13 protein-coding genes are annotated in these 12,752 nt (G+C 62.6%); 6 read left to right on the top strand and 7 right to left on the bottom strand.

What is annotated here, in order from left to right; translation table 11 throughout:
* Positions 1–128: 128 nt before the first annotated feature.
* On the top strand, positions 129–1,064 hold the full coding sequence (locus HCZ97_RS02410; RefSeq protein ID WP_167687068.1) for an ABC transporter ATP-binding protein: 936 nt from the start codon (positions 129–131) through the stop codon (positions 1,062–1,064).
* Complete coding sequence (locus HCZ97_RS02415; RefSeq protein ID WP_167687069.1) at positions 1,061–1,822, top strand: ABC transporter permease; 762 nt, start codon at positions 1,061–1,063, stop codon at positions 1,820–1,822. The genes HCZ97_RS02410 and HCZ97_RS02415 overlap by 4 nt, the downstream gene beginning before the upstream one ends.
* 223 nt (positions 1,823–2,045) lie before the next feature.
* Here HCZ97_RS02415 and uvrC read toward each other — a convergent pair whose 3' ends face one another.
* From uvrC to HCZ97_RS02440, 4 genes are all read right to left on the bottom strand, one after another.
* Entirely contained in the window at positions 2,046–3,923 is a 1,878-nt protein-coding gene (gene uvrC / locus HCZ97_RS02420) for an excinuclease ABC subunit UvrC (protein WP_167687070.1), read from the bottom strand.
* A gap of 302 nt (positions 3,924–4,225) precedes the next feature.
* Positions 4,226–5,005, bottom strand: coding sequence for an SDR family oxidoreductase (locus HCZ97_RS02425; RefSeq protein ID WP_167687071.1), 780 nt, complete (start codon positions 5,003–5,005; stop codon positions 4,226–4,228).
* 9 nt (positions 5,006–5,014) lie between these two features.
* Positions 5,015–5,959 (bottom strand): calcium/sodium antiporter, encoded by a 945-nt coding sequence (locus tag HCZ97_RS02430; protein WP_167687072.1) that lies wholly within the window; start codon positions 5,957–5,959, stop codon positions 5,015–5,017.
* A gap of 166 nt (positions 5,960–6,125) precedes the next feature.
* A complete protein-coding gene (locus tag HCZ97_RS02440) occupies positions 6,126–6,926 on the bottom strand; it encodes a S49 family peptidase (RefSeq protein WP_167687074.1) in 801 nt (266 codons plus the stop codon).
* Positions 6,927–7,115: 189 nt separating this feature from the next.
* Between HCZ97_RS02440 and pgsA the strand changes: the two genes are divergently transcribed.
* From pgsA to HCZ97_RS02455, 3 genes are read left to right on the top strand one after another with little or no spacing between them, the layout of a single operon-like run.
* Positions 7,116–7,778 carry a CDP-diacylglycerol--glycerol-3-phosphate 3-phosphatidyltransferase gene (pgsA, locus tag HCZ97_RS02445; RefSeq protein ID WP_167687075.1) on the top strand — a complete coding sequence of 221 codons (663 nt, stop codon included), beginning with the start codon at positions 7,116–7,118 and terminating at the stop codon, positions 7,776–7,778.
* Positions 7,779–7,795: 17 nt separating this feature from the next.
* Positions 7,796–8,041, top strand: coding sequence for a molybdopterin converting factor subunit 1 (moaD, locus tag HCZ97_RS02450; protein ID WP_167687167.1), 246 nt, complete (start codon positions 7,796–7,798; stop codon positions 8,039–8,041).
* Position 8,042: 1 nt separating this feature from the next.
* A complete protein-coding gene (locus HCZ97_RS02455; protein ID WP_167687076.1) occupies positions 8,043–8,525 on the top strand; it encodes a molybdenum cofactor biosynthesis protein MoaE in 483 nt (160 codons plus the stop codon).
* A gap of 24 nt (positions 8,526–8,549) precedes the next feature.
* Here HCZ97_RS02455 and HCZ97_RS02460 read toward each other — a convergent pair whose 3' ends face one another.
* The 3 genes from HCZ97_RS02460 to ubiA form a co-directional block, all read right to left on the bottom strand.
* On the bottom strand, positions 8,550–8,879 hold the full coding sequence (locus HCZ97_RS02460; protein ID WP_167687077.1) for a hypothetical protein: 330 nt from the start codon (positions 8,877–8,879) through the stop codon (positions 8,550–8,552).
* 118 nt (positions 8,880–8,997) lie between these two features.
* Complete coding sequence (locus HCZ97_RS02465) at positions 8,998–10,929, bottom strand: OmpA family protein (protein ID WP_167687078.1); 1,932 nt, start codon at positions 10,927–10,929, stop codon at positions 8,998–9,000.
* 62 nt (positions 10,930–10,991) lie between these two features.
* The gene (gene ubiA / locus HCZ97_RS02470) at positions 10,992–11,948 is read right to left on the bottom strand and encodes a 4-hydroxybenzoate octaprenyltransferase (protein ID WP_167687079.1); all 957 of its coding nucleotides are present in this window, start codon (positions 11,946–11,948) and stop codon (positions 10,992–10,994) included.
* 11 nt (positions 11,949–11,959) lie between these two features.
* Here ubiA and HCZ97_RS02475 point away from each other — a divergent pair, with 11 nt between their 5' ends.
* Positions 11,960–12,706 (top strand): 16S rRNA (uracil(1498)-N(3))-methyltransferase, encoded by a 747-nt coding sequence (locus HCZ97_RS02475; protein WP_167687080.1) that lies wholly within the window; start codon positions 11,960–11,962, stop codon positions 12,704–12,706.
* Positions 12,707–12,752: the final 46 nt, after the last annotated feature.

Below are 12,752 nucleotides of genomic sequence, written 5' to 3' on the forward strand. Positions count from 1 at the left end.
CTGGCAATAGGGTAATTGCGCGCCATATGGCGGATGGCTGTGTGAATTCGCGCAATGCAATGCTGTTGCGCGAGGGTTATGTGCATGGGCGGCGCCTTCCGGGCGCTGATCATAAAGAAGGGGGCCGCATGACTGCTATCCTGAAGATCCGCGATCTAGAAAAGACATATGATGGCGGGTTCCAGGCGCTGAAGGGCGTGACACTGGATATCGAAGAAGGAGAGATCCTTGCGCTGCTTGGCCCGAACGGGGCCGGCAAGACGACCTTGATCTCTACCGTATGTGGCATCACCGTGCCCACCGGTGGCTCTGCCACCGTGTCGGGCCATGACGTGCAACGTGACTATCGCAAGGCCCGCGCAGAGATCGGGCTGGTACCGCAGGAAATCAACCTCGAACCTTTCAGCATCGTGGAGAACAACCTGCATCTCTCACGTGGGTTGTTCGGCAAGCGCCGGGATCCGGCCACCGTTGAACGCGTGCTGAAACAGCTGTCCCTCTGGGATAAGCGCAAGAACCGGGTGCATGAGCTTTCCGGTGGCATGAAACGCCGCGTTCTGATCGCAAAGGCCTTGGTCCATGAGCCGCGGGTGCTGTTCCTTGATGAGCCCACCGCGGGCGTGGACGTGGCCCTGCGCAAGGACATGTGGGAAACGGTTGCCCAGCTCAAGGCCGACGGGGTGACGATCATCCTGACGACCCACTACATCGAAGAGGCAGAGGCCATGGCCGACCGGGTCGCCGTGATCCGGAAGGGAGAGATCCTGATGGTGGAGCCGACCTCGGAACTCATGCGACGTCTTGGCCGCAAGGAGCTGCGCATCGACCTGCGTGAACCGCTTTCCGAGGTGCCGCAGGCCCTTTCGGAATATGAACTGGAGCTGGCCGAAGACGGGCTGGCCCTGACCTACAGCTATGACACGCAGGCTGACCGCACCGGGATCGCCGGGCTGATGCGGGCGCTGTCCGACAACGGCATCATCCTCAAGGATATCCAGACCCGCCAGAGCTCTCTCGAGGACATCTTCGTGGACCTGGTTTCTGAAGAGGAGGAAAGCGCATGAACACGGCGGCAATCAAGGCGATCTATCTCAACGAGATGTCGCGCTTCTTCCGGACGATCGGGCAAAGCTTCATCTCTCCGGTGATCTCGACCTCGCTCTACTTCGTGGTCTTCGGCGCGGCCATCGGCTCGCGGATCCAGGAAGTGGAGGGCGTGCCCTACGGTGCCTTCATCGTGCCGGGGCTGATCATGCTTTCGGTGATCATGCAGTCGATCTCCAACGCCAGCTTCGGGATCTATTTCCCGAAGTTCATCGGCACCGTTTTCGAAGTGCTTTCCGCCCCCGTGAACTTCATGGAGATCACCTTGGGCTACGTGGGCGCTGCGGCGACGAAATCGCTTTTCATCGGTTTGGTGATCCTGGGCACGGCCTCTCTGTTCGTGGACCTGACCATCGAGCATCCCTTCGCCATGGTCGCGTTCCTGATCCTGACCTGTCTGAGTTTTGCACTCATGGGCTTCATTGTCGGGATCTGGGCGAAGAACTTCGAGCAGCTTCAGCTTGTGCCGCTGTTGATCGTGACGCCGCTGGTCTTCCTGGGCGGGTCTTTCTACTCGGTCACGATGCTGCCGCCTTTCTGGCAGACAGTCACCCATTTCAACCCGGTTCTCTACCTGATCTCGGGATTCCGCTGGGCCTTCTTCGGGGTGGCGGATGTGCCGGTGGGCATCAGCCTTGGCGCGATCGCGATCTTCTTCCTGGTCTGCCTGACCACGGTCTGGTGGATCTTCCGCACCGGCTGGCGCATTCGCGACTGAGCGGGGGAGGGGGCGCTGCCCCCACCTCGCCTTGCGAGGTTCCCCCGGAGTTTACAGGCAAGAAGAAAGAGCCGGGGCCTGTTTCAGGCCCCGGTTCTTTTTGTTGAGCGGATGCGGACGACCGGGTGTGCCGGAAGGTGCCAGGTCGCGAATGCCATCGTGGTGGAGGCGGCAGCGCGAAGAGGGGGCTAGTCTATGGCTGCCTCAATTCGTGGGCACAGCCTCAGGCATTGGTGTGGAAGTGATCGTAGATCGTCTCTGCCAGGCTGTCGGAGATGCCATCGACGGCCTTCAGATCGGCCAAGTTGGCGCGGCTCACGGCCTTGGCGGACCCGAAGTGCGCCAGCAGGGCCCGCTTGCGGGTGGAGCCGACGCCGGGCACATCGTCCAGTGGGTTGGCAGAGATCTGCTTCGCCCGCTTGGCGCGGTGGGTGCCGATGGCAAATCGGTGCGCTTCGTCCCGCAGGCGCTGGATGAAGTAGAGCACGGGGTCATTCATGCGCAGGGCAAAGGGGCGCTGGCCGGGACGGTGGAACTCTTCCTTGCCGTGGTCACGGTCAACGCCCTTGGCTACGCCGACCATCGGCAGTTCAGGCACCCCCATCTCTTCCAGGATTTCCTGCACCGCAGAGACCTGACCTGCACCGCCGTCGATCAGCAGCAGGTCCGGCCAGAGGCCCTTGTCACGGGCCGGGTCCTCTTTCTGCAGGCGGGTGATGCGGCGGGTCAGGACCTCTTTCATCATGCCGAAGTCGTCACCGGGCGTCAGCTCGTCCCCGCGGATGTTGAACTTGCGGTACTGGCTTTTCATGAAGCCTTCCGGTCCGGCCATGATCATGGCGCCCACCGCATTGGTGCCCTGGATGTGGGAGTTGTCGTAGACCTCGATCCGGGCCGGAGTGGTTTCCAGGCCAAAGGCCTCTGCCACGCCTTTCAGCAGCTTGGCCTGGGTGGCGCTTTCGGCCATGCGGCGGCCAAGGCTTTCCTTGGCATTGCGCAACGCGCCCTCGATCAGCTCGGCCTTTTCACCACGCTGGGGCACGAGGATCTCTACCTTGCGGCCTGCCTTGCCGGAGAGCGCATCCGCCATGAGATCCGCGTTCTCGATCGGATGGGAGAGCAGGATCTGCCTGGGCGGCTCCTTGCCGTCATAGAACTGGCCCATGAAGGCTTCGAGAACCTCGGCCTCTTCCACGTCGGCGCCGGCGCGCGGGTAGAAATCCTGGTTGCCCCAGTTCTGGTTGGCCCGGATGAAGAAGACCTGCACGCAGGCCTGGCCATGTTCCATGTGCAGGGCGACGATATCGGCCTCGGCGGTGCTGCGCGGGTTGATCCCCTGGGCGCTCTGCACCTGGGTCAGGGCGCGGATCCGGTCGCGCAGGGCGGCGGCCCGTTCAAACTCCATGGCCTCGGACGCGCGCTGCATTTCGCTTGCCAGTTTCTCCTGCACGCCGGTGGTGCGTCCCTGAAGGAAGCGTTCGGCATCCTGCACGGAAGCCGCGTAATCGCTTTCCGAGATCTCGCCCGTGCAAGGGGCAGAGCAGCGTTTGATCTGGTAGAGCAGGCAGGGCCGGGTCCGGCTTGAGAACATGGAATCCGAGCAGTTGCGCAGCAGGAAGACCTTCTGCAGCTGGTTCAACGTCCGGTTTACCGCGCCGGCACTGGCGAAGGGGCCATAATAGTTGCCCTTGGTCTTCTTGGCGCCCCGGTGCTTTCGGATCTGCGGGAAGTCATGATCCTTGGCGACGAGGATGTTTGGAAAGCTCTTGTCGTCTCTCAGCAGCACGTTGTAGCGCGGCTTCAGCTGCTTGATGAGGTTCTGTTCGAGCAGCAGCGCTTCCGTCTCTGTCCGCGTCGTCAGGAACATCATGGAGGCCGTTTCGCGGATCATCCGGGCGATCCGCGCAGAATGACCAGAGGGCCGGGCATAGTTGGAGACCCGCGCCCGCAGGTTCCGCGCCTTGCCGACGTAGAGGACACGCGCCTGTGCATCCAGCATCCTGTAGACGCCGGGAGAGTTATCCAGCGTCTTCAGATACGCCTGGATCAGCGCATGGCCCGTGAGGGCTTCGTTGGTCTCTGGGGGCTGGATTCTGTCCATTTTCTATCTCTGCCCGATTCTCCGTACTGCCTGCAAATTTCCACCACTTGGCACAAGGTCAAACCTGTCCCCTTATTCTGTGGATAACTCTGGGGGTATTATTGGGGGATCGACGAAAATCCCTTGTTTCATGGTGCTTTCCTCGTCGTGTCTAAAAAATAGGCTCTTTTTCAACTGTTTGATTTTGCTCAATAAATTTATTTCTGAAATGCAAATCACTGAAAACATTGATATTTTGGTAACGGACTCGTAACGCTTTCATGACCCGTGCAAAACTTTCCGCAGGGTGGGGCCAAAGATCGCTATTCCACACCCTGAACATCCGGGGTTTGCCAGGCCAGATGCTGCCCGCCATCCGTGCAAATGAGCTGTCCGGTGACCCCTGGAGCGGTCAGGAAATAGAGCAGCGCGCCGGTGATGTCCTCAGGGTTTGAGCCCCGCTGCAGCACGGTGTTGTCGCGCTGGTGCTGGAAGTGTTCCTTTGACTGCCGCGCGCCCTGAAGTGTCGGCCCGGGGCCAATCGCATTGATGCGGACCCTTGGGGCCAGGGCGCGGGCGGCGGTCTGGGTAAAGGCCCAGAGACCCATCTTTGAAATCGTGTAGCTCATGAACTCCGGCGTGAGCTTGTGGACACGCTGATCCAGCAAGTTGACCACAAGGCCGCGGGCCTTGGGTTCGTCGCGCAGATCCATGTCCGGATCGGGCACTTGTTCAGCGAACTTCTGGGTCAGCAGGAAGGGTGCGCGCAGATTGGCCTCCATGTGCATGTCCCAGCTGTCCCGCGTGGCGGAGCGGATATTGTCGTATTCAAAGACGGAAGCGTTGTTCACAAGGCATGTCAGGGGGCCGCCCAGCCGTTCGGCGGCCTTGTCGACCAGTGGCGCGACCTCTTCTTCCCGTGTCAGGTCAGCCTGCAGGATCGCGGCATTGCAGCCCTTGGCGCGAATGGTCTCGGCAAGGGCCAGCGCGGCCTCTTCGGAAGAGTTGTAGTGAATCGCGACGTCGAGCCCTTGATCTGCCAGGGCCAGGGCCATCGCCTGGCCCAGCCTGTGTGCGGCTCCGGTTACCAATGCACGGCGCATGTTCCCTCCCTAGTAAAGCACCATTCCGACATATACCGCATAAAGCGCAGTCAGCCCCACCCCTGCAAGGCGAGTTATATTTCTATGCATGAATACGAAGGGGATGAGAACCAGGCTCGCCCCAAGCATGACCCAAAGATCAAAGCGCAGAAGGCTCGCGTCGACGGGCAGGGGACCGACAAGTGCGGTGATGCCAATGATGCCCAACAGGTTGAACATGTTGGAGCCGATGACATTGCCAAGCGCGACATCCGCCTGCCGCCGGATGGCAGCGATGACAGTGGTTGCCAGTTCGGGCAGGGAGGTGCCTATCGCGACCAGGGTCAGCCCGATCACCGTGTCACTGACCCCGGCGCGGCGGGCGATCTCCGAAGCGCCATTGACAAGCAGGTCCGCGCCGATGGGCAAGCCGATCAGGCCGAGCACCAGAAAAAGTACGATCCAGAGCCAGCGCATGCCCGGATTGGCGCCTTCAGGCAGTTCTTCTGCCGCGCGGTCCGCACGCCGATGGCTGAGCGCGTCGCGTGCCTGCCCGAAAAGGATGGCTGCCAGCATGGCTAGCAGGACAAGCCCGGAGATCAGATCGAAACTGCCGCGGAAGGCCAGCAGGACGAAGATCGCGGAGGCCCCAAGCATCGTCAGGTAGCTCTGCTTGACGTCGTGATCCCCGGTTTGAAGGCCGGCCATCATGGCCGGTATGCCCAGCACCAGAAGGATATTGGCGACGTTCGACCCGACCACGTTGCCAAGCGCTAGGCCCGGCTGGTTCTCCAGCACGGCGGAGATGGAGATCAGCAGCTCAGGGGCTGAGGTCCCGAAGGCGATGATCGTCAGGCTGACGATCAGGGCGGGCACGCCAAGGCGGAGCGCCAGGTTCACGGCGCCGCGAACCAGAAGATCCCCGGCGACCACAAGCAGGACCAGGCCGGCGATGGCCATCAACCAGGCGGCCATTCAGCGCCTCCCCTTGCAGGGGCAGGGCCCCTTTCCAATACGATGACGTCCGCAGGACGGACAGGTAAGTGACTTCTTCCGCTTCATGCCCGGCACGTTGAGCTTGCCGAACATCGCCAGCACGCCCATGCCGACGAGAAAGAGAATGACGACTTTCAGGATCACGTCAGAGGCCGAAACGCGCGAAGGCTGCGCGTTCCTCGATGGCGATAAGGCTGTCATTCAGAACGCTGGCGCCAAGGCGGCTGAGAAGCCCGCGCTTGCGGCCGTAGGTGCGGAAGCGAACCTTGTCTCCGAAGCGTTCCTTCATCAGCGGAACCATGTGGCCGATCCCATCGCTGAGCCCCATCGCCTGGGCGCGCTCGCCCAGGAAGACCTCTCCGGTGAAGAGCTTCGGCTCTGGGGCAAGGCGTTCGCCGCGGCGGGATTTGACGTATGTGATGAAGGCGCCGTGGATATCTTCCAGGTGGCCCTTCAGGCGGGCGACATCCGCTTCTTCCTCGGGTCGGAAGGGGTCAAGCATGCTCTTGCTTTCGCCGGCGGTGTAGACACGCCGTTCGATCCCCTGACGGGCCAGGAAGACATGGGCGCCGAAGCCCGAGGATATCACGCCGATGGATCCCAGGATGGAGCTTTCGTCCGCGTAGATCTCGTCAGCGGCGCAGGCCAGCCAGTAGCCGCCCGATGCCGCGACATCTTCGACGAAGGCCACGACGGGCACGTTCTTTTCCTCTGACAGCCGCCGGATACGGGCCGCGATCAGTGAGCTCTGCACGGGCGATCCGCCTGGCGAATTGATCTGAAGCGCCACCATGCTAGGTTTTCCTTTTCGGAAAGCCTTTTCGATGATGGGGGCCAGCCCCTCGTCGCTCAAGCCGCCGCGGGTGCCGGCGGCAATCATGCCGTTCAGGCGGATGACAGAGACGACAGGCGCGCGGCGCGATTTCAGGGAGAGCCAATTCATCATGAGCCAGCATGTAAGCCTCGCAACCGGACGGGGCAAGGGCGCGGGCGGCGGCTTGACCGGAAATTGCCGCTGACCGATGGGCCGGCTGCCACCGATCCCGAAGAGCCGGCGACCGCTGCTTGAGCGGAGAGGCCCGAAGGGTATGCAATCGCGCTTTCGCGTTGTCGCGAGGAAGGATAGATAGAGGCCATGACTATCACTCTGCCCAATATGCTTACAATGCTGAGGCTGCTTGCGGCCCCCGGTATTGCGCTCTGTTTCCTGGCTTTGCCCCGTCCTGCGGCGGACGCCTGGGCCCTAGGTATCTTCGTCGTCGCCTCCCTGACGGATTACGTTGACGGCTATCTCGCGCGGTCCCTCGACCTGGTGACCAAGCTTGGAACGATGCTGGACCCGATCGCCGACAAGGCGATGGTAGTGATCGCTCTGGCGGTCCTCATGCATTATTCCTCCCTGTCTGAGCTGCTCATCCTGCCCGTCGCGCTGATCCTCTTCCGGGAGGTCTTCGTTTCCGGTTTGCGGGAATACCTGGGCGACACGGCGGGTCTGCTGAAGGTCACCAAGCTGGCCAAGTGGAAGACCACGGCGCAGATGGTGGCGATTGCCGTACTTCTTGCGCAGGGCATTGCAGAGCACCAGCTGGGCGAAGCCATCTTCGGGCTGGACAACGACACGGTGAAGGGGATCGTGGCCGGTACGTCAGAGGACCAGGGCCACCTTGGCATGCTTCTTACCTTCAGCGAGTGGCTGGCCCGCGCCGGTGTGCTTCTGCTTTGGCTGGCGGCGGCGCTGACCGTGATCACCGGGGCCGATTACTTCCTCAAGGCGCGGCCACATCTCAAGGACGAATGATGTCTGAAGGATTGACCATGGACGTGCTCTATTTCGCCTGGGTCCGGGAACGGATCGGCGTACCGAAGGAACGCGTGCAGACAAGCGCTGCCACGGTGCAGGAGTTGGTTGCGGAGCTGCGTGGGCGCGAGGAACGCTATGCTTTGGCCTTCGCGGATCTAGACGCCCTGCGGGTTGCCGTGGACCAAGAACTCTCCGAATTCGATGCCTCTTTGGCCGGCGTGCGCGAAGTGGCCTTCTTCCCGCCCATGACGGGGGGCTAGGATGTCTGGCAAGCGTTCCGCCCCGGAGATCCGGGTTCAGCCCGCCCCCTTCGATCCTGGTGCGGTCCTGTCCGAGTTCACTGCGAAGGCGGCCTTGGCTGGGGCAGGGGCCCTTGTCAGTTTCACCGGCCTGGTGCGTGATATCCCCGGCGCAGAGACCCTTGATCACATGGAGATCGAGCATTATCCGGGAATGACGGAAAGCGCGCTTACATCGATCGCGGAAGAGGCAATGACCCGCTGGGCGGTTAGTCCGGTGCTGATCCTACACCGCTTCGGGACCATGCGTCCCGAAGAACCGATCATGATGGTGGCAACCGCTTCTGCCCACCGGCAGGACGCCTTCCTGGCCGCTGATTTCCTGATGGATTACCTGAAAAGCCGCGCGCCCTTCTGGAAGAAGGAAGTGACCACCGGCGGCACGGCCTGGGTCGCCGCGAAAGACAGCGACGAACACGCCCTCAAGCGCTGGTCCGAAGACTAGTCAAGGGGCTGGGCAAAGGCCCAATCAGTCTTGCTGGTGTGTCTTGCCAAGCTGCGCGCGCAGATCTTCGGCTTCCGAGCGGGCCTCGCGCAGGCCATCCATGGTCGCGCGCAACTCTGCTTCTGTCTGGGACAGCTGGTTGGTCAGGTCCGCTTCGCGCTGCTCAAGGTAACTGATCGCTTGGTCGCGGGTTTCCTCTGCATCGTGCAGTTCCTGCGCCATCCGGTCCAGTTCGCCCATGTCGGCGGTATCCACCTTGGTAAACCGGTGGATCAGCCAATAGGCAAACCAGCCGAGGCAGAAGGCCACGAACAGGATGATCGCCGTGGCTATGATAAATTCGTTCCTGTTCACCTATGCCGTCCCCTGACATCTGCCCAAGGCTTGCGTGCGCGGCCTTGGAAATACGTGCTTTGCGGCCCGTGACGCTGGCCGCCGGTCCGCCCTTATTGCCTGTCCCCACAGGCCGGGCTCAATCGGTGGTGCCGACGTCCTCTGCTTCGTCGGTCCCGGTCTGTTCCTCTGAATCAGCGGTTCCCTGATCGGTCTCGTCCTCTGTTTCCGGGCTCTCCTCTGCCGCGTCCGCAGCTTCGGTGGCGTCTGCGATCAGGCGGAACTCGATCCGGCGATTGGCTTCGCGCCCTTCAGCTGTCCCGTTGTCCGCGATCGGATCGCTTTCGCCGAAGCCGTTGGCCTCGAAAGTACGGGTCAGGACACGCCGCATCCGAAGCTCGTTCAAAACGGCCTGAGCGCGGTCATTGCTGAGGGAGAGGTTCATGGATTCCCGTCCCTGGCTGTCCGTATAACCCGCGATCTCCAGCGGAAGTTCCGGACATGTCTTGAGAATTTCGGCCAGATCGTCAAGCAGGGCGCGGCTGTCACTGTCCACGGTCGCGGAGCCCGGTTCGAAATTGATCTTCTTTTCGCCCTGGAGGGCGTTGATCTGGGCGATGCACTCTTCAGGCGTAGGAAGGGCCGCCGATGGATCAAGTTTCTCCTGGTAGGTCACGTCGATCTGGAACTCCGCACCCTCGCCAAGCCGTGCGCCGAACAGCTGGGCGATATCCGCGCTTGCATCCTCATTGCCTGTATTGCCGCGGATCTCAACCGAATCCGGGGTGACGGTGACAGCGCCGTTGGCAAGGCGGGACAGTGCGTCGAGTGCCGCCAGAACCCGGATCGACCAGCCTTCGGGAAGGTCTTCATCAAGCCGGGCGGCGGTATAGATCCGGTCGCTTCCAAAGCGCGCCTTGGCCAGGGATTCGGCTGCATTGCGCATCACTTCGTCCGGGACACGTCCGCGCAGTTGCACCTGGCCTTCCGGGCTGAGCGTGGCAAGGAACTCCGGCGGGCCTTCTTCTTCCTCCTCGGGCAGTTCGGGCAGAACCGCGTGCAGGGCGAAGACATCGGGCAGGCTGTTTTCCAGCTCACCTAGAACTTCATCGAAGCGGGCCTGGGGGGTACCTTCCTGGGCGATAAGGCTGATATCGGCATCAGAGAGGGTCACGGAGCCGCCGCCAAGCTGCCCCACGGCCAAGATGGCCTGCGATGCGGCGCGTCCCCACTCGGATGAGGGCACACCAAGGCCGATCGTGCAGCGCGGGGTGGATTTCAGGCCTGCCTCGGCGGCCGCGGCAAGGATGCGGTCCCGGGCGCCCTCGGTGTCGGCTGAGCAGGCATCGAAACGCGCGCCATCCGCGTCCACCACGAAACGCAGGGTAAAGGGGGCAATGATCGGGCGCGGCGCAGAGATCTCTGTCTCCAGCTCGATCTCGGTTCCTGCCAGGCTGCGCAGTTCGCTTTCCATCTGGCGCTTCTCCGGCATGGAGTTGCTCATGGCGGTGACGGCGACGTTATTGGCAGAGAGAGAGATCTTGGAACGCGGCAGATCGGCGAGAGCTTCCACAGCGAAATCCACCGTGCGGGCCCAGCCCCTGGGGGTGGCGTAATCGGCAGTTTGCAGCAGGTCGGAGACATCAGTGACGCCCTCGAGCCGGGCAATTCGGCGCACTAGGGCCTCGCGGTCCATGGCCGCCGGCACGAGGCCAATCAAGGAGATGTCGCGGTCGTTGCGCAGAATCTCGATGGAGAAATGCGGTGCGCTCAGCCCGGTGCCAGCTTCCACGGACATCTGATCGATCACGCGAGAGGCATCTACGACCGTACTTGCCGCGGTCTTTGCCCGGAACCGCTGGGCCTCGTCCGGGGCCGTGCCGGTCAGGATGACCTGCAACCCGTTGGCTTCCACCTCGGCCCAGCCAAGGTTCTTCACATCAAGCGCGGTGCGAATCCCGATTTCAGAGGCATCCTCTACCTTGCCTACGGCGAAACCGGCCGCAACGAGGCTTCCGGCGGCCGCAACTGCAAAAGTTCCGGCGAGAATGGCTATTGAGGATACGCGCATGAATTGGCCGCGGGTCGTTGAGTTTCGGCCTTGTGTCTAGAGTGCAAATGCCGGGCTTGCAATCAAAGCAGGATGGCACAGGCGAAAAACGGCAGTGGCAGCAGCGCGGCATCCCTGTTCGACCGGAAGAGGCGCAGCAAGCCGTCATTGTCTTCGCCGTCGTAGCTGCGCAGTTGCCAGAGCATGTGTGCCCCCATGCAGTACAGCCCGGCAAGCGCCACGAAAGAGGCCAGCGTCTGCCCCGACAGGGCCGTCAGGACGGCCAGGCTGAGCAGGATCATCGTGCCGATAAGGAAGCGCGACAGCCAGAGAGGCGTGCGCTCCATGAACAGGCGGGCGGTGGATTTCACCCCGATCAGCGCATCATCTTCCTTGTCCTGGTGGGCGTAGATCGTGTCGTAGAACAGCGTCCAGAAGATGCCCCCGACGTACATGATCACCGCGGGCCAGGCCAAGCTGCCGGTATGGGCCGTCCAGGCCAGAAGGGCGCCCCAGTTGAAGGCCAGGCCCAGGAAGATCTGCGGCCACCAGGTGAAGCGCTTGGCGAAGGGGTAGACGCAGACCGGCAGTAGGGAAATCACCCCAAGCAGGATGGCCATGGGCGGGAAGGTCAGCAGGATGGCGAAGGCGACCAGCGCCTGGATGATCATCCAGGCCGCAGCTTGCTTGGCGCTGACCTGGCCCGACGGGATGGGACGCGACCGCGTGCGCTCCACGGCGCCGTCGAAATCCCGGTCGGTGATGTCGTTCCAGGTGCAGCCCGCGCCGCGCATCAGCATGGCCCCCAGCCCGCATCCGATGAAGATCCACAGGTCCTGCCAGCGCGGCTGCCCGTCATGGGCCATGGCCAGCAACAGTGCCCACCAGCAGGGCAGCAGCAGCAGCCAGGTCCCAATCGGGCGATCCGCCCGGCTGAGCCGCAGGTAGGGGCGTGTCCAGGCGGGGGCGTGGATATCGACCCAGTTGCCCTTGACGGCATCCGAGACCTGTCCCTCTGGTGTCGTGTCGCGGCTGGTCATATGTAGTCCCCATGGATGCTGCAAAGATCAGGCTCTATGTAGAGCACCCGCTGGCCGAAGGGCAAACCGTTCTGCTGGACCGGGACCAGGCGCATTACCTCTTTGGGGTCATGCGGCTGACCGCAGGCGCGCCGGTTGCGCTTTTCAATGGAACGGATGGCGAGTGGCAGGCAGAGGTGACCGCCGCAGGCAAACGCGGTGGCGAACTGACCTGCCGCAGTAGGTCACGGGACCAGTTGTCGCCCCCGGATCTCTGGCTTCTCTTCGCGCCGATCAAGAAGACGCGCACCGATTTCATCGTGGAAAAGGCGGCAGAGATGGGTGTGGCCCGGATCCAGCCGGTCCAGACCGAGTTCACCAATGCAGAGCGTATCCGCCGCGATCGCCTTCAGGCCCATGCGGTTGAGGCGGCCGAGCAATGCGGCAGTACCTATATCGCGGAGGTGGCGGAGCTTCAGCGCCTTGACCGCCTGCTTGCCGATTGGCCTGCGGATCGTCAGCTGATGTTCTGTGACGAGGCCTTTGCCGATGCTTCTTACGGAACGCCCGACGGTGCGCCGCGATCCCTTGAGGACGCGCCGAAGGGGGAATGGGCCATCCTGATCGGGCCCGAAGGCGGGTTTTCAGAGGCCGAGCGCAGGCGGCTGCACGGATTGCCCTTTGCCTGGCCGGTCCAGCTGGGGCACAGGATCCTGCGGGCCGATACCGCGGCCGTGGCGGCCCTGACGCTCTGGCAGCTGAAGCTGGGGGAGTGGTGATGCTGCGCGTCGCCGCATCTGAAGATGCCGCTCTGATCGAGGGGTT

It is taken from the genome of Pseudooceanicola sp. HF7 (genome assembly GCF_011806405.1).
Taxonomy (GTDB): Bacteria; Pseudomonadota; Alphaproteobacteria; order Rhodobacterales; family Rhodobacteraceae; genus Pseudooceanicola.

What these genes read in the sequence shown, in the direction of transcription:
- HCZ97_RS02410 (WP_167687068.1), top strand. Translation starts at nt 129, where the DNA reads ATGACTGCTATCCTGAAGATCCGCGATCTAGAAAAGACATATGATGGC.
- uvrC (WP_167687070.1), bottom strand. Translation starts at nt 3,923, where the DNA reads ATGGACAGAATCCAGCCCCCAGAGACCAACGAAGCCCTCACGGGCCAT.
- HCZ97_RS02430 (WP_167687072.1), bottom strand. Translation starts at nt 5,959, where the DNA reads ATGGCCGCCTGGTTGATGGCCATCGCCGGCCTGGTCCTGCTTGTGGTC.
- pgsA (WP_167687075.1), top strand. Translation starts at nt 7,116, where the DNA reads ATGACTATCACTCTGCCCAATATGCTTACAATGCTGAGGCTGCTTGCG.
- HCZ97_RS02415 (WP_167687069.1), top strand. Translation starts at nt 1,061, where the DNA reads ATGAACACGGCGGCAATCAAGGCGATCTATCTCAACGAGATGTCGCGC.
- HCZ97_RS02455 (WP_167687076.1), top strand. Translation starts at nt 8,043, where the DNA reads ATGTCTGGCAAGCGTTCCGCCCCGGAGATCCGGGTTCAGCCCGCCCCC.
- moaD (WP_167687167.1), top strand. Translation starts at nt 7,796, where the DNA reads ATGGACGTGCTCTATTTCGCCTGGGTCCGGGAACGGATCGGCGTACCG.
- HCZ97_RS02425 (WP_167687071.1), bottom strand. Translation starts at nt 5,005, where the DNA reads ATGCGCCGTGCATTGGTAACCGGAGCCGCACACAGGCTGGGCCAGGCG.
- HCZ97_RS02475 (WP_167687080.1), top strand. Translation starts at nt 11,960, where the DNA reads ATGGATGCTGCAAAGATCAGGCTCTATGTAGAGCACCCGCTGGCCGAA.
- HCZ97_RS02440 (WP_167687074.1), bottom strand. Translation starts at nt 6,926, where the DNA reads ATGATGAATTGGCTCTCCCTGAAATCGCGCCGCGCGCCTGTCGTCTCT.
- ubiA (WP_167687079.1), bottom strand. Translation starts at nt 11,948, where the DNA reads ATGACCAGCCGCGACACGACACCAGAGGGACAGGTCTCGGATGCCGTC.
- HCZ97_RS02465 (WP_167687078.1), bottom strand. Translation starts at nt 10,929, where the DNA reads ATGCGCGTATCCTCAATAGCCATTCTCGCCGGAACTTTTGCAGTTGCG.